The 20,818-nt window shown below is 61.0% G+C and carries 18 protein-coding genes; 11 read left to right on the forward strand and 7 right to left on the reverse strand.

Annotated features, from left to right (window positions below; genetic code table 11):
- Window positions 1–90 precede the first annotated feature (90 nt).
- Both ABIT12_RS08325 and ABIT12_RS08330 read right to left on the reverse strand, forming a co-directional pair.
- The gene (locus ABIT12_RS08325) at window positions 91–885 is read right to left on the reverse strand and encodes a carbohydrate-binding protein (RefSeq protein ID WP_348042347.1); all 795 of its coding nucleotides are present in this window, start codon (window positions 883–885) and stop codon (window positions 91–93) included.
- 33 nt (window positions 886–918) lie between these two features.
- Window positions 919–1,962 (reverse strand): LacI family DNA-binding transcriptional regulator, encoded by a 1,044-nt coding sequence (locus tag ABIT12_RS08330; protein WP_348042348.1) that lies wholly within the window; start codon window positions 1,960–1,962, stop codon window positions 919–921.
- A gap of 212 nt (window positions 1,963–2,174) precedes the next feature.
- On the opposite strand from ABIT12_RS08330, the gene ABIT12_RS08335 reads away from it, so the two are divergent.
- The 8 genes from ABIT12_RS08335 to ABIT12_RS08370 all read left to right on the forward strand — a co-directional run bounded on the left by ABIT12_RS08335 (window position 2,175) and on the right by ABIT12_RS08370 (window position 12,042).
- Complete coding sequence (locus ABIT12_RS08335; protein ID WP_348063324.1) at window positions 2,175–4,001, forward strand: heparinase II/III family protein; 1,827 nt, start codon at window positions 2,175–2,177, stop codon at window positions 3,999–4,001.
- A gap of 7 nt (window positions 4,002–4,008) precedes the next feature.
- Window positions 4,009–4,956 (forward strand): sugar ABC transporter permease, encoded by a 948-nt coding sequence (locus tag ABIT12_RS08340; protein WP_348042350.1) that lies wholly within the window; start codon window positions 4,009–4,011, stop codon window positions 4,954–4,956.
- A gap of 107 nt (window positions 4,957–5,063) precedes the next feature.
- Window positions 5,064–5,825: a carbohydrate ABC transporter permease gene (locus ABIT12_RS08345; RefSeq protein WP_348042395.1), complete on the forward strand. Its 762-nt coding sequence runs from the start codon at window positions 5,064–5,066 to the stop codon at window positions 5,823–5,825.
- Window positions 5,826–5,827: 2 nt separating this feature from the next.
- Window positions 5,828–7,000 (forward strand): glycoside hydrolase family 88 protein, encoded by a 1,173-nt coding sequence (locus ABIT12_RS08350; RefSeq protein WP_348042351.1) that lies wholly within the window; start codon window positions 5,828–5,830, stop codon window positions 6,998–7,000.
- A 34-nt stretch (window positions 7,001–7,034) separates the two neighbouring features.
- On the forward strand, window positions 7,035–8,141 hold the full coding sequence (locus tag ABIT12_RS08355; protein ID WP_348042352.1) for a sn-glycerol-3-phosphate ABC transporter ATP-binding protein UgpC: 1,107 nt from the start codon (window positions 7,035–7,037) through the stop codon (window positions 8,139–8,141).
- A 25-nt stretch (window positions 8,142–8,166) separates the two neighbouring features.
- The gene (locus ABIT12_RS08360; protein WP_348042353.1) at window positions 8,167–8,895 is read left to right on the forward strand and encodes a YesL family protein; all 729 of its coding nucleotides are present in this window, start codon (window positions 8,167–8,169) and stop codon (window positions 8,893–8,895) included.
- Between the two features lie 27 nt (window positions 8,896–8,922).
- Window positions 8,923–10,182, forward strand: coding sequence for an extracellular solute-binding protein (locus ABIT12_RS08365; protein WP_348042354.1), 1,260 nt, complete (start codon window positions 8,923–8,925; stop codon window positions 10,180–10,182).
- Between the two features lie 6 nt (window positions 10,183–10,188).
- On the forward strand, window positions 10,189–12,042 hold the full coding sequence (locus tag ABIT12_RS08370) for a DUF2264 domain-containing protein (RefSeq protein ID WP_407065604.1): 1,854 nt from the start codon (window positions 10,189–10,191) through the stop codon (window positions 12,040–12,042).
- 200 nt (window positions 12,043–12,242) lie between these two features.
- Here the strand turns inward: ABIT12_RS08370 and ABIT12_RS08375 are convergent, their stop codons facing one another.
- Genes ABIT12_RS08375 through ABIT12_RS08395 form a run of 5 tightly spaced genes read right to left on the reverse strand, consistent with a single transcriptional unit; the run spans window position 12,243 to window position 17,204 of the window.
- Window positions 12,243–14,111 (reverse strand): adenine deaminase C-terminal domain-containing protein, encoded by a 1,869-nt coding sequence (locus ABIT12_RS08375; protein ID WP_348042356.1) that lies wholly within the window; start codon window positions 14,109–14,111, stop codon window positions 12,243–12,245.
- Window positions 14,108–14,689, reverse strand: a complete 582-nt coding sequence (locus ABIT12_RS08380; protein ID WP_348042357.1) for an AAA family ATPase — start codon at window positions 14,687–14,689, stop codon at window positions 14,108–14,110. Before ABIT12_RS08380 ends, ABIT12_RS08375 begins: the two co-directional genes overlap by 4 nt.
- Complete coding sequence (locus ABIT12_RS08385) at window positions 14,689–15,444, reverse strand: glutamine amidotransferase (RefSeq protein ID WP_348042358.1); 756 nt, start codon at window positions 15,442–15,444, stop codon at window positions 14,689–14,691. The genes ABIT12_RS08380 and ABIT12_RS08385 overlap by 1 nt, the downstream gene beginning before the upstream one ends.
- Window positions 15,444–16,454 (reverse strand): LacI family DNA-binding transcriptional regulator, encoded by a 1,011-nt coding sequence (locus ABIT12_RS08390; protein ID WP_348042359.1) that lies wholly within the window; start codon window positions 16,452–16,454, stop codon window positions 15,444–15,446. Before ABIT12_RS08390 ends, ABIT12_RS08385 begins: the two co-directional genes overlap by 1 nt.
- Before the next feature lie 9 nt (window positions 16,455–16,463).
- The gene (locus tag ABIT12_RS08395; protein WP_348042360.1) at window positions 16,464–17,204 is read right to left on the reverse strand and encodes a creatininase family protein; all 741 of its coding nucleotides are present in this window, start codon (window positions 17,202–17,204) and stop codon (window positions 16,464–16,466) included.
- Between the two features lie 230 nt (window positions 17,205–17,434).
- Between ABIT12_RS08395 and ABIT12_RS08400 the strand changes: the two genes are divergently transcribed.
- From ABIT12_RS08400 to ABIT12_RS08410, 3 genes are read left to right on the forward strand one after another with little or no spacing between them, the layout of a single operon-like run.
- Window positions 17,435–18,775 (forward strand): amidohydrolase family protein, encoded by a 1,341-nt coding sequence (locus ABIT12_RS08400; protein WP_348042361.1) that lies wholly within the window; start codon window positions 17,435–17,437, stop codon window positions 18,773–18,775.
- The gene (locus tag ABIT12_RS08405) at window positions 18,776–19,735 is read left to right on the forward strand and encodes a nucleoside hydrolase (protein WP_348042362.1); all 960 of its coding nucleotides are present in this window, start codon (window positions 18,776–18,778) and stop codon (window positions 19,733–19,735) included.
- An 18-nt stretch (window positions 19,736–19,753) separates the two neighbouring features.
- Complete coding sequence (locus ABIT12_RS08410; protein WP_348042363.1) at window positions 19,754–20,806, forward strand: BMP family ABC transporter substrate-binding protein; 1,053 nt, start codon at window positions 19,754–19,756, stop codon at window positions 20,804–20,806.
- The last annotated feature ends 12 nt before the right edge of the window (window positions 20,807–20,818 follow it).

The raw sequence follows: 20,818 nt of genomic DNA on the forward strand, positions 1-20,818 counted from the left end.
TTCAAGCAATAAACTGTCACATGCCCACGCCCTATCCGAAGCATCTTCAGTCTGGACAGGTGGTACGACCTCTTGACCGGGGGTGAAAGCCTACAACAACTCGTCGTAACCCCAGACTTCCAGTTGGGTCAGGGCTGGGAAGGGAGACGTGTCGTCCGCCTTCAACATAGCGTGCAGCCGGACCCACTCGATATTGTCCGCCCGCAAATCGAACGTCTGTCCGCACCCTGATTTGATGAGATTAAGCACCTTCGAGGCGCCGTTTGATAGGGTCAGGCTAGCCTGTCGCCACCATGCATCGTGCGGAAAGTCGGCCCGCAAATACAGAGTTACGTGGTCAATCTTAACGGGACGGCCAAAGGTGAGGGTTAGCGCCGCGCTCGGGTCGCGGTTGATGCCCCAACTGGTATAGGGCCAATGTCCGTGGCCCGCCGCCGCCTTTTCGCCATCGATTGCGGAACGCGGCGCGAATACCGCTTCGCCGCGGGTTTGGGCGGTAGCCTGAGCCTGTGGAAACAGGGTGGTGTTGGAGTAATGGTCATAGGGGTTCAGCGCCAAATTCCTGAACGCGCCGATCTCCTGTGGGCGCGCACAACGAACCGCCAGCCGGTGCATGTCACCAGAAAACGGCTTGGGAGAATAGGCCTTCCGTTCGGGTCCAAAGGGAATGGGCAGGGCAAAGCTTTTGCCGGCCAAGAAGACAAGAATCGGCGGCAAAGCGTCATCGATCGCAAGGACCAAACGCACACCCGGCGCTTCCACCTGAACTTCGATGCTGTCGCCTTCGGCATAGGATTGCCGAAAAACCATGACGATCTCGTCGGTGCCCGAGGTTTCCAGCCGGACGGTCCGATTGGCATCGAGCACCCTTAAAACCAACCGCATTGTCGTCTCCTGGCCCGGCTGTTTTCGCAAATCCTAGTGGCGTACTGGGCCGGTCGAGTCACGCACCACCAGTCGCACCGCCGTCTCGGTATAGGTGGCCAAATGGTCCTGGGCGCGGATGCGCTCGATCAGGCGATTGACGCTTCTGGCGCCAATATCCCCTGCTTCGACGTGGATCGTCGTGAGGGGCACCGAGTTCAGCGCAGCGGTGGGAATGTCGTCAAAACCGACGACCGAAACGTCGCCGGGAACGCTGAGGCCGGCTTCCGTCAGCGCGGCGATGGCGCCAAAGGCGCAGGCATCATTGCAGCACAGGATGGCGGTAAAATCGCGTCCGCCCTTGGTGTCGATGCGCTGCTTGACCGCCTGATAAGCCAGATTGGTGCGCATTGCTTCCAGCTCGATTGTGTTGCCTTCGATGGTATCAACACCGGCCTCCTGCATCGCCTCGCGACTGCCGGCCATCCGGTCGCGTATGGTTGGACGCGGCGAATGGGACAGGCTGAGAATGCGCGTATGCCCAAGCGCGAGCAGATGATGGGCGCCAAGATAGCCGCCGGTGTGATTGGCCGGGGCAACCGCATCGAGGCGCATCAGCGGTTCGCGGCCATTGACGATGACGGCGGGGATGCCCCGCTCGGACAACAGTTGAACCATATCTTCATGCTGCATGGAAAACAGCAGATAGCCTGAAGTGTCCTTGTCCGGCTCCAGCCGCGCCATGCCGGAGGCACCGACCAGCTTCATGGAGAGGCTGAGGCCAAGGTCACGGGCGCGCTGCTCCACCCCGCGTTGAACCGCATGCATGAATTCGCCCGCCGAACTGTCGGCCCGATGCAGATCGGTCAGCACCGTGATCTGGGCAATGCCGGGCAGTGCCCCGGCATAGCTGAGCCGTTCCGCTGCAAGCTGGATTTTCGAGCGCACGTCGAGCGATATCCCCGGCGCACCGCTCAACGCGCGTGATGCCGTGCTGATCGACACGCCCACCGCTTGAGCGATGTCGCGCAAAGTCACCCGGCCGGTAGGCGTGTCCGTCTCGACATCGCTGCCGGAGGGCCCATTGTAAGCCGCCATCAAATCATTCCCGCCCGTGAGGTCATTGCGTCGCGCTCTACTGAGTTAGATTTTTTGCAAGAGTTTCACAAGTTGCCGTATTTCGCAAATTTCATGCAAACTACGCAAACTTGCTTGAAATTGCAAAGTGACTTGACTTTGCGAGACCGAGCTGGCTGATTTGCGGCCATAAGCTGGCGCCAGTCCGGCGGGGAGCGAATGTGGCAAGCGTGGTGAAAGCCAAGAACAGCGCTGAATTCGAGTTTCGGATTGCCGATGGCCTCTTGGCGCTCGGTGATGACCTGGCCACGTTCAGGCCGGCTCCACCCTCCACGGATCGGGCGTTTTGGGACCATATTGCCGAGGCATCACAGCAACGGCTCATCGCGGCTGGGGAAGCCGCGTTGACCACCGAGTGGCCAGCCTTATCGGCCAAGGCCTATCGCGGCTTTACCCACACCGGCGACAGAATAGGCTACGAAACTCCCTACTTTGCCCGGCGCCGAAAACTCAATGCCCTGGTAATCGCCGAGGCGGTTGAAGCGCAGGGCCGGTTTCTGGATGCGGTGATCGACGGAATTTACCTGATCTGCGAGGAAAGCGGCTGGCAATTGCCGGCGCACAATACGCAGGAGCGCGGTGGCGTGCATCAGCCACTGCCTGATCCAACACGCCCGGTGATCGATCTGTTCGCGGCAGAAACGGGCGCCCTGTTGGCCGTGGTAGCGGCCGTTTTGGGCAACGCGCTGGATGCTGTGTCTGCCGCTATCGTCCAGCGCATCGACCACGAAATCGAAACCAGAATTACCCGGCCGTACCTAAACCGTCACTTCTGGTGGATGGGCAATGGCGACGAGCCGATGAACAACTGGACGGCCTGGTGCACGCAAAACGTCCTGCTCAGTACATTTACCCGGCCAACCAATCAACAGACGCGGCGCGACGTCATGGCCAAGGCCGCCCATAGCCTGGACGCGTTCCTCAAGGATTACGGCGACGACGGCGCGTGCGACGAGGGCGCGGCCTACTATCGGCATGCCGCGCTCTGCCTGTTCGGCGCGCTCCGGGTGATGGACGCCGTCGCGCCGCAGGCCTTTTCGTTCGTTTGGCAGGCGCAAAAGCTCCGCAACATGGCTGAGTTCATCCTGGAAACGCACGTCCAGGGTTCCCACTACATCAATTTTGCCGACGCCTCCGTCGTTCTAGAGCCGTGCGGCGTGCGGGAATTTCTGTTCGGCAAAGCGGTTGGGTCCGAACCGCTGTGCGCGCTTGCAGCAGCGGACGCGGCAACAGATCCAGCACCGGACCTGCCAGAAGAAATCAATCTTTTTTACCGTCTGCTGGCCATTTCGACAGCGGTGGAGATGGCCAGCTTCAGGCCAAAGCAAGCGCCCAAGCGGGACATCTATTATCCCAGTTGCGGCCTGTTCATTGCCCGGGACGAGCATTTCGTCGTGGCGGCCAAGGCGGGCGACAATGGCGACGGGCATAATCACAACGACGTGGGCAGCGTGACGGTGTTCAAGAATGGCCGTCCCCTGCTGATCGACGTGGGCGTTGAAACCTACACGGCCAAGACGTTTTCGGCCCGGCGCTACGAGATCTGGACCATGCAGTCCGGGTTTCACAATCTGCCCACTTTCGAGGGAATCCAGCAACAGGCCGGCCCTGACTTTGCTGCCGACGAGGTTGCCGTGGAACTTGGAGAGGCTGTTTCGTCCATTTCGATGAACATCGTGGGCGCTTACCCCAAAGCTGCCGGCGTGGCGCATTACCGCCGGATTGTCCGGCTGATCAAGGGGGGCGGTGTTGAGATTTGGGACGATTTTGTTGGGGAGCGCCAAGCCGAGCTTTCCCTGATGTTGAGTGAAGTGCCAAGGATTTCGGGCGGCCGGATGGTGATCGGCGATCTCGCAGACCTGGTGGTGGCAGGAGCCGGACCTATCCGCGTCGAGGAAATCACCATTACCGACCCGCGGTTGCGTCGGGCCTGGCCGGAGCGGCTCTATCGCGTCCTGGTGCCAATCGAGGGGCGCCAGTTGCGCCTCAAAATTCAGTGAGGGCGACATGACCAGCGTAACCGAACCGGTGACGGCGCCCCAGGTGGCCAAGGCGGCAGTGTCCCGGCGGCGGCGCAAGGTGGTCAACATCCTGACGGCCTATTCGTTCATCGCGCCCAATTTCATCGGCTTTGCGGTGTTCACGCTGGGGCCGATCTTTTTCGCCTTTGCGCTGGCCTTCATGCATTGGGATGGCAACAACCCCATTCAATTCGCCGGCCTCGACAATTTCTGGCGGCTGTTTACGGACAAGGTGTTTCAGGTGGCGTTCTGGAACACGATTATCTTTACCGGGTTCACCGTGCCGCTGACGCTGGTCTGCGCGCTGGGTCTGGCCATTCTGCTCAACCAGAAGATCTTTGGCCGCAATTTCTTCCGCACCATCGCTTTCTTTCCCTATGTCGCCTCGCTGGTGGCCGTGGCGGTGGTCTGGAACATGATTTTCAACCCCGAGTTCGGGCCAGTCAACATGGCGCTTTATGCCTTGGGGGTCGATCCGAAGAACCTGCCGCGCTGGGCGGCCGACCGGCATTGGGCCATGGTCACGGTCATCATGTTCTCGGTGTGGAAGAACATGGGGTATTTCATGGTGATTTACCTCGCTGGGCTGCAAGGCATCAGCACCGAGCTCTACGAGGCCGCCGATATGGATGGCGCCACGGGTTGGCAGAAATTCTGGCGGATCACCCTTCCCCAACTCGCCCCCACCACCTTCTTTGTATCGGTGATGCTGACCATCCAGTCGTTCAAGGTGTTCGATCAGATTTTCATGATCACCCAAGGCGGCCCGGGCACCTCAACGCTGGTGCTGGTCTATCACATCTATAACGAGGCCTTCATTTCCTGGGATCTTGGCTATTCCAGCATGGTGGCGCTGGTGCTGTTCATGCTGGTCCTGGTCATCACCGTGGTTCAATTCCGGTTGACCCGTGAAAGCGATGGAGACGCGGCATGAGCTCGACAATGATCGCAGCAGATACCGACGCGCCCAAGCGTCCCAAAAAACGGATCAAGTGGGGAATAATCCTAACCTACGCCATCCTGGCTGTAGTCACCTTCACCATGCTGGCGCCATTCGTCTGGATGGTCTCGGCTTCGTTGAAATTGGACCGGGATGTTTTCGCCTTCCCGATCCAGTGGATCCCCACCGATCCGCGCTGGCAGAACTATATCGAGATCTGGACCAAGATCCCGCTGGCGCTGTTTGTCTGGAACACCACCAAGCTGACGGTGATCGTCACCGTGCTGCAATTGCTCACGTCCAGCTTTGCCGCCTACGCCTTCGCCAAATTGCGCTTTCCCTACCGGAACGTGCTGTTCCTGGCCTATATCGCCACCATCGCCATGCCTTGGCAGGTCTACATGGTGCCGCAATTTCTGCTGATGCGGGAATTTGGGCTGAGCAACACCCATCTCGCGCTGATCTGTCTGCAGGCATTTACTGCCTTCGGTGTGTTCCTGATGCGCCAGTTTTACATGTCGATCCCCGACGAATTGTGTGAGGCCGCGCGCATCGACGGGATGAGCGAGTACGGCATCTGGTGGCGGATCATGTTGCCGCTGTCGATGCCGGCACTGTCCACGCTGACGATCTTTACCTTCGTCAATACCTGGAACGATTTCCTCGGGCCACTGATCTACCTGACCAAAACCGACCTCAAGACGCTGCAGATCGGTATCCGGATGTTTCTGACCCAGTACACCCAGGAATACGGGCTGATCATGGCTGCCTCGGTGGTGTCCCTGATCCCGGTGCTGGTGGTGTTCCTGGCGTTGCAGCGGTTCTTTGTCGAAGGCATCGCCTCCACGGGGCTTAAGGGATGAGCATGCCTGAAACGCTAATCCAATTCGAAATCGCGCCAATTTCCACTTCGGAAGTTGACGATGCCATGGGCATCGCCATTGCCCAGGTGCGCCGCAACCTCCTCAAGTTCACCAACGCTTCGCAAAACCACTCGAGCGTGAACAACTTTTATCCGGCCGTCGATAACGACCAGTGGACGTCGGGCTTTTGGCCGGGGGAAATCTGGCTGGCCTATGAAGCTTCAGGCGAGGCGATCTTTCGCAACGCTGCACAGATCCAGGTGCAGAGCTTTCTGCACCGGATCGAGAAGCGCATCGAAACCGACCATCACGACATGGGGTTCCTGTATTCGCCCAGTTGCGTGGCTGCGTGGAAACTGGTTGGCGATGCGGATGGTCGCCGCGCTGCGCTGCTGGCCGCCGATCAACTGCTAGACCGATTTCAGGAGCGGGGCCAGTTTATCCAGGCCTGGGGGCCGATGGGCGAGCCCGGCAATTACCGCTACATCATCGACTGCCTGCTGAACCTGCCGCTGCTCTATTGGGCCAGTTCGGAAAGCGGCGACGCCAAATATCGCATCAAGGCGTTGGCCCATGCGCGGACGACGCTGGCCAATTCCATCCGCCCGGATCATTCCACCTATCACACGTTCTACATGGACCCGGAAACGGGCGCGCCGGTGCGCGGCGCCACCAAGCAGGGTTACCGCGACGACAGCGCCTGGGCGCGGGGACAGGCCTGGGCGATCGCGGGGATGGCAGCTTGTTACCGCTATGAACCCGACGCGGCCTATCTCGAAGCGTTCGAGAACCTGCTGGCCTATTATCTCAATCGCCTGCCTGACGATCTGATCCCCTATTGGGACCTGACCTTTATCGATGGCGATGAGCCGCGCGATTCATCCTCAGCGTCGATCGTTGCATCAGGCCTCCTTGAAATGGCCGATCAGATCGGGGGAACACGGGCCGCAGAACTGCGGCGGCTGGCAGCGCAGATGCTTGGAAGCCTGTGGCGCAATTATGCGGTTCGCGATCCGGCCGTTTCCAATGGGCTGGTGCTGCACGCCACCTATTCCAAGAAATCACCCTTCAACACCTGCCGCGGCGAAGGCGTCGACGAATGTGTGGCCTGGGGGGACTATTATTACTTCGAAGGCCTGACGCGGCTGTCGCGCCATTGGGCGCCCTATTGGTGACCAATCCAGGCACGCAAACAACACTGGAACTCTAATGGCCGGCATTTCACTGCGAAAGATCCGCAAATCCTTTGGCGCACTGACCGTCGTGCACGATATCGACCTCGAAATCGCCGACAAGGAATTCATCATTCTGGTCGGGCCCTCGGGCTGCGGCAAGTCGACGACCTTGCGCATGATCGCGGGGCTGGAAGAGGTGACGAGCGGCGACCTGGTAATCGGCAACACCATCGTCAACGACGTTCCTTCCAAGGACCGCGATATCGCCATGGTGTTCCAGAACTATGCGCTCTATCCGCATATGACAGTTTACAAGAACATGGCGTTCGGGCTGGAATTGCGCCGGGCGCCCAAGGAGGAAATCGAGCAGAAGGTCAAGGACGCCGCCGAAATCCTCGACATCACCCACCTGCTCAATCGCAAGCCCAAGGCTCTGTCTGGCGGGCAGCGGCAGCGCGTGGCACTGGGCCGGGCGATGGTGCGATCACCCGAAGTGTTTCTGCTCGACGAACCGCTGTCCAATCTCGACGCCAAGTTGCGCTCGGCTATGCGCGCCGAAATCACCAAGCTACATCGACGGCTGGATGCGACGTTTATCTACGTCACCCACGACCAGGTGGAGGCGATGACCATGGCCGACCGCATTGTGGTGATGAAGGATGGACATATCCAGCAGGTCGATACGCCACAGGTCTTGTATGATCGCCCGGTCAACATGTTCGTCGCCGGGTTCATCGGCGCGCCGCAGATGAATTTCCTGCCCGTCACCATCACGCCTGAGGGCGCCACCCTGACCGCCAGCTTCAACGGCGAGAACCTGCCCCTGCCGGCACGGCTGATTGAAAGCGTCTCCGGGCGCTATGAGAACAAGGCCTGCGTGTTGGGGCTGCGGCCCGAGAATTTCCATGAGCGGATGCCGCTCGATGTTGACCCGGCATTGACGGTGTCGATGCAGGTCGATGTTGAGCTGGTTGAGCCGATGGGCCCGGAAGTTCACCTCAATGCCATGCTCGGTGGCCATCAGATCGTGGCGCGGGTGTCGCCGCGCTGCGGAGCGCGGATCGGCGACCAACTGACCCTGATCGCCGACCTGTCCACTGCGCATCTGTTCGACCCACAAAGCGAAATGGCGCTGGCATGACCAACAGCGTGGAAAGCCTGCGGTCATGAACTGGTTGACCAACTACTATTTTGGGGAAGGCAAGGGCATCGACAAGAATGCACCCAAGCCGACAGGGCTTCGGCTACTGGCCCATGTGCTGGGCCGCGAGTGGTGGGAACTGATCAAGCTCAACCTGCTGTTCATCGCCTTTAGCTTGCCGCTGATCACCCTGCCGGCTGCCTATGGCGCCATGGTGCGGATCAGCGTGGAGATGATCGAGGATCGCACCGTCTATCTATGGCGCGATTTCTGGGCGGCATTCCGCACCGGCTTTGTGCGCACCAGTGTGCTGGGCGCGCTGCTCTGCGGCGGCGGACTACTCTGCGCACAGGCCATCTCAACCTATGCCACGGCCGCCAAAGCTAGCCTGGCTTTTGCCCCGCCACTGGCCATCGCCCTGCTGGTGGCTGTGGCGCTGCCGCTGTTCGGTGCGCATCTGTTTGCAGCTTTGGGCCTGGGCCGCGACCGGCCTTTACGCGATGTGCTGAGGGCCTCGGCAATCGGGGTGCTGACTCGGCCCTTGCCTGGGCTCGCAGCGCTGGCCGTGGTGGCGCTGCTGTGGCTGGCGCACATCTGGTTTTACCCCGTTTCAGTGCTGTTGCCGGTGCTGGTCAATTTTTCTCTCGGTGCGCTGGTCACCAGTTTTGCCACGCTCAAGGGTGTTCGCCTGAGCCTTGCTTTCTGCACAACCGAACCGGAGGACGGAGCGGCAGCAAGACCAATTCGCAGTTAGCCTAAGTTTTTAACAAGGAGGAAGAAAATGAAAAAGCGCACATTTCTCAAATCGGTAGCCATCGCGGCGGCTGGATTGACCCTGATGCAGGGCCCGGTCATGGCCGAGCAGGTGACCCTGAACTGGGCCCTGTGGGACTGGGACAAGACACCATTCTACCAGCCCCTGATCACCGCCTATGAAGCGGCCCACCCCGATGTAAAGATCGAACACACCGATCTGGGCTCGGCTGACTACAATCAGATGGTGATGACCCAGCTGACCGGCGGTGGTGACGATCTCGACATCATTTCGATCAAGGACGTCCCGGGCTACGCCCAGATGGTCAATACTGGGCGCCTGCTCAATCTGTCCGACCTCGGCGTGGTACCGACGGACACCAAGGGCTATGGCGGCCTGATCGAAGCTCTCAACGTCAACGGCGGCGTTTTCGGCCTGCCGTTCCGTGCCGATTTCTGGATTGTCTACTACAACAAGGACGCGTTTGACACTGCCGGCATCGCCTATCCGACCAACGACATGACCTGGGCGCAATTTGACGAAACCGCCCGTGCCGTCACCACCGGCTTTGGCCCCGACAAGGTCTATGGCACCCACTTCCACGTGTGGCGTTCTGCGGTGGAACTCCCCGCGATCCAGAGCGGGGAACACACCTTGATTGCCAAGGACTACAGTTTCCTCAAGCCCTGGTATGAACGCGCCCTGGCGCTGCAAACCGATGGCATAGCGCCCTCTTATGCATCCTTGAAGACATCGCAGACGCATTATTCCGGCCCGTGGTTTGCCGGCAAAACCGCCATGCTGCCAATGGGCACGTGGTTTATTGGCGGTCAGATCGCCAAGCAGGCGACCGGTGAATCCACCGTCAAGAATTGGGGCATCGTGCGCTATCCGCACCCCGATGGTGTGGCCTCTGGTGCGACTGCGGCCCAGGTGACCTCGCTCGGCATCAACGTCAACTCCAAGAAAGCCGATGCTGCCAAGGACTTCATCGCCTTCGTATCGGGTCCGGAAGGCGCTGCGATCGTTGCAGCAACCGGTACGCTGCCGGCCCTGCGCGATGAAAACGTCATCAAGACCATCACCGCAACTCCGGGATTCCCATCAGACCCGGCCAGCGCTGAGGCCCTGATCACCACCGCCACCTACCTCGAAATGCCGGTGGACCTAAAAGCCCCGGAATATGAGCTGGTGCTGAACCGCGTGCACGACGAGATCATGACCGAAAATATCTCGATCGATGATGGCATCAAGGAAATGAATGCCGGCGTCGCCGACATCAAATAGCATTTTGTGGGGCCGGCATCACCGGCCCCACGATCCGGAACATCCAACTTGTCCAACAGCTTTTCCAGCAATCCGTTTATCGACCGCTCAGACGTGCAGCGAGCGGTTGGTCAATTGTTTGCGCCGCTCCTCCCGCACTTTTCGAGCTCGGGCGCGCGCGTGGCCTTGAGCCCCGTGTCAGCCCATTTCGATCAGGCCGCTGCCGAGCTTGAAGGTTTTGCCAGGCCGCTCTGGGGCATTGTGCCGCTCGTTGCTGGCGGTGGGGACTTCGATCATTGGGGGCTCTATCGCGAGGGCCTGAGCAACGGGACCGACCCATCCCATCCCCACTATTGGGGCGACATCTTCGATAAGGATCAACGCCAGGTTGAACTTGCCGCCATCGGGCTGGCACTCCGCCTGGCGCGGCCACAGATCTGGGATCCGCTGGACGCGGCCGCAAAACTGCGCGTTGCAGCCTATTTGCGCTCCGGGCGCGACCATGAGTTTGTCGACAGCAACTGGAAGTTCTTCCGGGTTATGATCGATCTGGGGCTGACCCATTGCGGCGTTGCGGTCGACGATGCCGGGCGCAACGCCTATCTGGATGACATTGATGGCTTCGCCATGGACAACGGCTGGTATCGCGACGGGCCGATCCGCAGCGCCGATCACTACATTCCGTTCGCCTTTCACTACTACGGGCTGATCTATGCCCAGCTGGCTGACGATCCAATGCGGGCCGACCGGTACCGTTCGCGCGCCGCAGAGTTTGCCCAATCCATCCGCCATTGGTACGCAGAGGACGGCTCGGCGCTGCCGTTCGGTCGCAGCCTCACCTACCGCTTTGCCCATGCCGGTTTTTGGGGGGCGCTGGCCTTTGCCGGCCTGGAGGCGCTCCCATGGGGGCAGATCAAGGGATATTACCTGCGCAATTTGCGTTGGTGGGCCAAGCAGCCGATCTTCGAGCGCGATGGCGTATTATCGATTGGCTATTGCACCCCCAATTTGCTGGTGAGCGAAGGCTACAATTCGGCTGGCTCACCCTATTGGGCGATGAAAGCGTTTCTGCCACTGGCGTTGCCAGAAGATCATCCGTTCTGGACCGCATTAGAGGAAGTGCCGGAGACCTTGCCATCCCCCACCGCTTTGCCTGAACCCGGAATGGTGATGCAACACCTGCCCGGCCATTCGGTGGCGCTGACCTCGGGTCAATACTACGCCCGCTGGCGTGGGACGCCAGAAAAGTACGCCAAGTTCGCCTATTCGACCCGCTATGGCTTTTCCATCGAAGCCAATGAACGGCATTTTCCCAGCGCCGCCACCGACAACATGCTCAGCGTCTCCATCGACGGCTTGCATTTCCGTGTGCGCGAGGGGTGCGAGACGGCGATGATTTCGGGCGACGTGCTGTATTCAAAGTGGCGCCCGCTGGACGACGTCGTGGTTGAAAGCTGGGTGCTCCCGGCGGGGCGCTGGCATCTTCGACTCCATGAAATCACGACGCCGCATCCGCTCATGGTCGCCGAGGGCGGCTTCGCTATCGCCAAGCCGGACCTGCGGGCCTTTAGCGAGCAGCTTAACGGAACGCGCGCCAAGGTGAGAACCGCGCGCGACGTCAGCATTATCGTTGGGTTCGACGCCCGCATCCCGATGGTTCTCAGTCCAATGAGCAATACAAATGTGATGGCTGCGCGAACCCTGCTTCCTCAGTTACGCGGGACGATCGCCGCCGGCACGACGCTACTATCCGCAGCCATTTTGGCGGAGCCACTCCAACAGCACAGCGATTTTCCTCCCGTTCCCAGCCTCCCCGACATCAACGACTTGCGTCGGTTGTTCACTACCCAGGGAAGGCTCGTGCAGGTGTTTGACACTTGATGCCTGCCTGAACACGACCCGCAGGACGCGGGTGTAGGTAGGACACTGCAGTCCAGTCTGGAGGGGTCCGCTCCTGGGCCACGCCAGCGGTCCCCTCAACGACCGAGACGGGGTCGGCACCTGCCGCTGATGACATTGCCATAATCCCAAAAAACCGTGAAGTCGCCACCGATCTTCCGACCGAACTTGGCCCCAGCCTGCTACCAGACGATCGGGTGGGTGTTACCAGTTGAGACATTGACGAAGCCCTCTGGCGCCAGTGGCGAAGGCGCGACCAGCACCCAGCGCCACGGGGCGCAGGTCAGGGTGGCGAAGGCCAGCCGCTCGGGGAAGCCAGGCCACCAGCGCGGCGAGAAGGTGGGTTCGTACATCCAGTCGATCTTGGCGCCCTCGGCGTAAAGCGCCTGCATTTCGGCATCCACTGCTTCAGCGGGGCGACAGCTCATCAGTCCACCGACTTCGTAGACAACTGTGGAAACCAGCTCGCCCTGGCGCACCAGCGCCCAGCCGCCCTGAGTCTGGCGCAAGGCATTGACGGCCTGGGCCATGGCGGCGTCAGACGAGCCCACGACCCAGATATTGTGCTTGTCGTGACCCATGGTGCAGGCAAGCGCCGTGTCGGGGGTTTTCGGACCGGTACCGAGCCAGAACATCTTTGAGGTTTTACCCTCGCCGGAAAAGCGATCAACGATAGCGAACTTGGTCACGTTACGGGTATCATCACGCTGCACAAGGCCATCGCGGACCGGCAGGTCCATGGTGATGAAGTCATCGGACCAATGGAACGGCCGCAGCACAGCGGCTTGCATGGTTTGGCGACCGGGCGCGGCGGGGATGGCGAAGGCGTCGGCGGCAATGAGTTCGGCGATGTTGACGGTTTGTGTCGCCCAGACCGGCCAGTCGATGCGAGGGATGGGCGGCAGGAATTTTGGGCCAGCGGAGACTTGCACGCCGTCGGCCCACACTTCGGCGATGGCGAGTTTTTGCACGTCATCGAGCAGGACCAGATCGGCAAAGCGTCCCGGCGCGATCGAGCCGACCCATGGCGTCAGCCGCATGTGGCGGGCTGGATTGATGGTCACCAGTTGGATGGCGATTTCGGGCGGCAGGCCAGCCTCGATGGCCAACCGCACGTTATGATCGGTGGCACCGAGCTTGAGCGTATCGGAGCAGGAGCGATCATCGGTGCAGAGTGCAAATTGCGACCAGTCCTGTTGGCCGGCGGCCAGCAGACCTTTGATGATGTCGGGCAATGAATGGGGGCGGAGTTCCATGAACAGGCCGCGCCGCAACTTGTCCTGCACTTCCTCGGTGGTCCAGGCCTCATGATCCGAGGCCATGCCGGCGGCGGCAAAGGCATTGATGTCGGTGATGGCGCGCATCCCGGCGGCATGGCCTTCGATGACGCCGCGCTGCTCGAAGGTGGCGCGGATCATGCCCCAGAGCCGTTCGTAGGACGGGTTTTCCGGGTTCCACACCGCTGGCCAATCCATGACCTCGTCGAGCCCGGCGACCATCAATTGCTGCTTCAGAAAGCTCTGCTGCTCATCATAGCCGAAATGGCCGCCACCCCATTCGTAAGCCGTTGGCGGCACGGCCGACCCGGGCAATGGAAATATCTTCATCGGCGAACCGGCAAGGCGCGCGGTCAACCAGAATTCGAGATTTTTTGGGCCGTTGACGTTGGAAAATTCGTGACTGGCCTCGCAGGTCCAGGTGTTGCCGTGTGGCAGCACCAGTGCCGCCTCATATTCGGGCGTCAGATGGCTTGATTCGATATGCTTGTGTACCTCACCAAAGCCGGGCACGGCGCTCAAATGCCGCCGGTCGAGGCGTTCCGCTACTGCGCCGGGATACGCGCCGGCGGGCCCGACCCAGGCGATGCGGCGACCGGAAATGACAATTTCCTGGTCATCGTGCCAGGCGCGGCCATGGACATCGAGCAAGCGGCCGACGCGAACAGAACGATCGGCCCGACGCTTGCCGAGCGCCACCAGCGCCAGCCTCTGGCGAACGCCGACTTCGCTGGCCGCCTCGACCAGCAAATCGGTTGCTGTAGCGTCCGTCACGTTAGCTTGCCTGCGTCGAGCGCCTGCATGATCCAGTCGCGATAGCGGTGGTCTTTGTCGTTGATCTCTGGAATGACCTTGGAGGCCTCTTCCATGAAGAACCGATAGTCTCGGCCCAGCTTCTGGCCGGCCTGGGTATGCATATCGAGCGCAAAGTCCGGAATGTGCGGGCTGAGTTCGCCCAGCGCCGTGCCCCGCATGGCCCAATTGACCATGTCATCGCTGGTGCGGTCCTTGGCCGAAGTGGCCAACACCCGAATGGCGTGCGCGCCAAACAGGAACCGGTCGCCGCCTGGCCGCTCATAGCGCTGATGCTGTTGATACAGCGTCTCTACCAGCACCGGCGCGTCAGGCCGGCCCATGCCGATGTCTTCTACGGCAATAACACAGAGCCGCGACCACAGCTTTTCTTCCATTTCGGGGCTGGTGGCGTACATTTCCCAACCCAACAGCAGGGCGTTGTCGAGCATGCCGCGGCGCAGGCATTTTTGCAGCGCCGAGATCACCTCATCAGCAGCAAAGCCGTTTTCGGTAGTCGTCCGCTGCCAGGGATCGGGCGGTTGTTGAACCTTGACCATCAAATCGCTCCCGCCGCCCATGCGGCAATCTGTGACCACAGCGTGTTATAGCCGGGCCAGTCGACGAATTGCGGCGGCGCCCAATGCGGCCCGCAATCGGAGGCAAAGGCCACGCCGCGTCCCTTGCCAAAAGAGCCGGCCACCAGCAGTGGATCGCCGCCGACGTGCGCGATAGTGCTGCTGCCGGGCTTGGCGGTGAAGCGGTTATAACCCAGCAGCACCGGCCATTGACCATCCAGCCCGGCAACGATGGGGTGGGCGGCATCGACAACCGCGATGGGCAGACCCTGCGGGCCTTCGACGCGATCGTCGGTGCGCATCATGGTCACCGGCAGCGCGGCTTCGATGGCGGAACCGGCATATTGGGCTTTGCCATCGATGCCCTGAAAGGTCATGTAGCCGCCCACCATCACCAGCCCGCCGCCGGTTTCGACATAGTCGCGTACGGCATGCAGCCGGTTGGGCAAAACCCTGGAGCGCGTAAACGTGTCGGGATGCAGTAACAGAGTGTTAGCACCAACATCGGAAATGATGACACAATCATACGCGTGGAGCGCTTCGACGGTATCGGGAAACTCCCGCGCCGTGACGTGGGCGGGCTGGTAGGTCACCTCCCAGCCGGCGCCTTCCAGTGCATCGCGCAGCCAGCGCACGCCTTCGGCATATTCGGTGGTGGTGAAGCTATCAAATCCCTTCTGGTGGATGGAATGCACCGTCCAGGATTCCCCGGCGATCAGCACTTTACGCTTGGTCATCATTGGCCTTTCGAAACAAAGGGGGCGACCGACCGGCGGACCACCAGCTCGACCGGCAGGCGGATTTCCGTGGCGACTTCAGTCTTGTTGAGCAGCGCCAGCAGCCGCTCGAAAGCCAGGCGGCCCATTTCGGCCACCGGCTGGCGGATGGTGGTCAGCGGCGGATCGACCAGTTCGGCAAAAGCCATGTCGTCAAAGCCGACCAGCGACAGATCGTCTGGAACCACGAGGCCAGCCTGGCGCACCGCCTGCAACACGCCGATGGCGAGATAGTCGGAACACGCCATGATGGCGGTGGGACGAACCGACCCCTCGAGCAGGGTCTTGGCAGATTGGGCGCCATAGGCGCGGGAGTATTCACCTAGCATCAGCCATTCGGCGCGGATCGGCAGCCCGGCTTCGACCATGGCGCGCCGGAAGCCGGTCTGGCGTTCGCGTACGCTCATCAGTCCGGCCGGGCCGCTGATCAGGGCAATGTCGCGGTGACCCGCCTCAATCAGGTGGCGTGTGCCCAGATAGGCACCCTGCTCGTTTTCAACGAAAACCTTGGGCACGGAGACGCCGGGAATGTCTTCATCGAGCAGCACGACGTTATCGATGTGGCGCAACAGCGCCGCCAGTGTGCCATCGTCGGGACGATTGGTCATCATGATCAGACCATCGACATGCTGGTCCTGCAGCCGCTTGATGGCGTCGATTTCGCGCAGCGGATCGCCGCGCGTCGAGGACATATAAACCGCGTAGCCGTGGGAATCGGCGGCGGCTTCGACAGCGGCGGCCAGTTCGGCAAAGAACGGATTGGAAATCTCCGGAGTAACAATGCTGATGGCTTCGGACTTGCCGGTGGAGAGGCGCTTGGCCAGCAGGTTGGGGCGGTAATCGAGCTTGGCGATGGCAGCGTCAATGCGGTCGCGCGTGCCTTGCGGCAGCTCGATGCGATTGTTGAGATAGCGCGACACCGCAGTGGGTGAGACGCCAGCGGCGGTGGCCACGTCGCTCAGGGTTGCCATGGGTCGCCCTCAGACATAGTGCCGCTCCCGCCACAGCGTGATCAGGCGCAGGCTTTCCTCGACGATGCCGGCAATCAGCGCCTCGCCCTTGGCCGCAGTTGCAGGGCGCGGATCGCCGAACACCCCGCTGGCATTGAAGGCGCGCAACTGCATGGGTTCGAGCCCGAAGGTGGGCGGGAAATCCGGATATTCGGGCGCGGCGCGGCTGAGATCGACGACCTCCGGCACCAGCACCAGCATCATGGCGGTTTCGACTTCATCGGCGTGGTAAAATCCAGGCCCGGCCGGTTCGCTATCGCAAATCTGGCTGGCCAGCGCCTCAAGCCGCGGGTAATCCAGATGAATGACCGGCAGCCCCGCAGCAAGCAGGGTTCGCGCCGCCAGGGCAATCGGTTCGCGGTTACCGAAATGGCCGTTGATGATCACCAGGCCTTTGGCGCCGATACGCCGGCAGCCGGCACCAATGTCTTCGATCATCGCCCGCAAGGTCGCCGGGGACAGCGAAATGGTGCCGGTGAAGGCTTCATTGTTCCATGCATCGCCATAGGTGATCGGCGGCAACAACAGGGCATCGAGCCCAGCCGCAATGCGACGGGCAACACCATGCGCGAGATCGGTATCGGTGGTCAGCGGCAAATGGGCACCATGCTGCTCGCAGGCGCCGATCGCCAGTACTGCCAACACGCCGGCGTCCACGGCTGCGGCAATATCGGGCCAGGAGGCACGAGCGAAATCCACTGACTGACCCATCAGGCACTCCAGCTAACGAAGGTGAACCCGGCCCGAGCATTGATGACGATGAACAGATTTAAGCTCCTACGGCCATGTGGGTTTCGGGCATAGGCACCATGTGTGCCGTAGTGTTGTGCATTTTTCAAAAGCGCATACGGTTTGAGCATTCGGTTGTCGATAGCATTTGACAATCCCTTGCCATCTGGCATTAGATCGTCATGTAAACCGCTTTACTAAGCCCAGGTCAAATGAGTTCTGTACTAATTTTCAACGCAAAGATTTTGACCGTTGATGCCCAAAATACCGTTTTTGAAGGCGGCTGGGTGAGCTTTTCGGACGGACGGGTCACCGGAACGGGTCCGGCGGCAACGTTACCCGCAGGTCCGTTCGACGAGACCATTTCGCTGCCGGGACACCTGGTGATGCCTGGCCTGATCAATGCCCACACCCATTCCGCCATGGTGCTGTTCCGCGGTCGCTCCGAAGGCCAGAGCCTGTTGACCATGGACGGCTGGTACAACTCGATCCGTGAGCCGGAATTGTCGCTGATCGGCTCCGACATCGGCCCGGCCGTGGCATTGTCATGTGCGGAAATGGTGCTATCGGGCACCACCACTTTTTGCGACCAATACTTCTTTGCCGAGGAGATTGCTGCCGCTGCGTCCCAGAGCGGCGTACGGGCGGTTATCGCCTATGGCATCGTGCAACTGGGCAATGAGGCGCGCGGCGCGGACGAACTGAGCAAGGCAGCCGCTTTTATTGAGCAGCAGCGTTCGGCTGATGGGCGGATCATTCCGTGGTTCGGCCCGCACGCGCCCTATGTGGATAATTCGGAAGATTTGTTGCGGGCCGAAGTTGCCATGGCGGTCAAATATGGCGTCGGCATGCATCTGCACATGGCGGCGGGGCCAGAAGACAACGAACACACGATGGCCCAATACGGGCTGACGGCAACGCAGGCGCTGTCGCGTGATGGGTTTTTCCGGGGCCGCGTTCATGCCGCCCATTGCCTTGATCTTTCGGACGACGACATCGCGATTTTTGCTGCCGCACCTGCGGCGTCGGTTGCGTATTGCGCTACTGCCGGCTTGCGGTCGGGCCGCGCAGGCGCCTGCCCCGCCGTCAAACTGAAGCAATCGGGCGTGGTGGTGGCGCTGGGGACGGACAATGTTGCAGCCAACAATTCCTACGACATGATTGCCGAGATGCGGGTCGCGGGCCTTGTTGCCTCGCACCGCGAAGGCGTGGCGCAGCCGATTTCCAGCGTCGAGCTGATCCGCATGGCCACGATCGAAGGCGCCAGGGCACTTGGGCTCGATCATGAAATCGGCTCGCTCGAGATCGGCAAGGCGGCTGACATCATCGCCATCGACATGACCGGACCGGGATATTCGGAAACACCCGATGTCGAAACCGTGCTGGTCTATTCCGGCAGCGGGCGCGATGTGGCTCATGTGTGGGTGGCTGGGGAAAACCTGGTGCGAGATCGCGTGCTGCAACGACAAAATTATGCAACGATCCGGTCCAGCTACTCCGCGACCTATGCGGAGTTCTGGGCAAGGGTCGAACGCGCACGAAAGGTTGCGTAAGTGGCGACGAACAGGCTGATCCTGGATAGTGACGGTGGCGTTGACGACGCGCAGGCCTTGTTGATGCTGATCGCGGGCGGTCGTACCCCGTTTGCGGTGACCACCGTGTTCGGCAATGTCGGGCTGGATGCTGCAACACGCAACCTGCTGACGGTACTGGCAGTGGCTGGCGCCGGCGTGCCAGTGCATAGAGGCGCCGATCGCCCGCTGACCCAGCCCATCATCGACGCCAAATATGTGCATGGCGAAGATGGCCTAGGCGGCGCGCCGCGTCCCGGCAGTATACCGGCACCTGCCAGCAATGATGCGATCGGGTTTTTGCGTCAGACATTCCGCGAGGCGGCTGCTGGGGGCGAGAAAATCGATTTCCTGATGATCGGGCCACTGACCAATCTGGCGCTGGCTTTGCGGCTGGAGCCGGGGATTGTCGATGGCATCGGCACGCTGACCATCATGGGTGGCACGGTTTATGGCCGGGGCAACACCACGCCCGCTGCCGAATTCAATATCTATGCCGACCCGGAGGCCGCCTCGATCGTGTTCAACGCGTCGCTCGAAATCGTGCTGGTGCCGTGGGAGCCCTGCGTCACCCATAATATGGCCGGCGCCAATGTCGATGCTGCCTTTGCAACGGTGCCTGACGGCACCGAAAAGGCCTTTTCCGAAGCGCTTGCCAGCCATGCCCGCCGGGTCAATGTCGGCTATGGCGGCGGCGATGTGTTCCGCTTTGTCGATCCGCTAGCGGCAGCGATTGTCGTTGATCCATCGATAATCACCAAATCGATCAGTGCGTCGATCGATGTGGCGCTGGCGCCGGGCATCACCCGTGGCATGACCGTGATCGACCCATCCGGTCGCCTCGGCACGCCCAAGGCCACTATCGTCGAGACTGCGGACATCGCCCGCGTCACGGCGCTCTACCGCAAGTCTATCGCCTATACCTCAACCAAGCCTTCATAAAACCAACAGGAGCCGTCCATGTCGTTGAAGACTTTCTCCCGCCGCGCCGCAACCGGGCTTTTCGTTGCCGCCGGCCTGCTGACCACTGTGTCGCTACCAGCCGTGCAGGCCGCCGAGTATACCAAGGAAAATCCACTCAAGGTCGCGTTGGTGCTGCATGGCACCCTGGGCGACAAGAGCTTCTTCGACAGCGCTGCCGCTGGCATGAAGAAGGCCGAGGAAGAACTGCCGGTGACGGTCAAGATCATCGAAGCGGGCTATGACAAGACCAAGTGGCAGCCAGCGCTGGCTGACGCCACCGACAGCGGCTATGACGTGGTTATCGCCGGCACGTTCGACATGACCCCCTATATTGCCGAACTCGCCCCGCAGTACCCGGACGTGAAGTTCATCGACTTCGACGACAGCCCCGACTTCACCGGCGGCGCCTTCCCCAACGTGCTTTCAGTGATGTACGGCACTTCCACAGCGGGTTACCTTGCCGGTTACGCCGCCGCAAAGCTGTCCAAGTCGGGCGTTCTGGCGGAAGTCGTCGGCATGGACTTCCCCACCGTGACCGATTTCAAGGTGGGCTTTGACCAGGGCGCCAAGGCTGCCAATCCCGATATCAAGATCCTGAGCACCGTTGCCGGCACCTTCTCGGACCCGGCCAAGGGCAAGGAAATCGCGCTGGCCCAGTTCGGTCAGGGCGCTGACGTGATTTTCCCGATCGCCGGCTCCACCGGCATCGGCGCGCTGCAGGCCGCCAAGGAAAATGGCAAGCTCGCCGTCGGCGTCGATAGCGACCAGGCCAGCATCTTCGCGCCGACCGATCCGGCCCAGGCGGACGTGATCTTCACTTCGGTGGAAAAGAAGGTCGGCGAGTCGCTGTATCTGGCGCTCAAGGGCACCATCGATGGCACCCAGAAGTATGGTGTGCGTGAACTGCTTGGACTCAAGGATGGCGCCGTGGGCATCTCCAAGAACAGCTATTACGAAAAGCTGGTTCCGGCTGACGTACGCGCCGAAGTCGATGCCATTGAGGCCAAGATCATGTCTGGCGAACTGGTTCCAGACACCGCGATGCAATAATCGCCGCGGCGC

The organism is Devosia sp. (assembly GCF_039927955.1).
Lineage (GTDB): Bacteria > Pseudomonadota > Alphaproteobacteria > Rhizobiales > Devosiaceae > Devosia.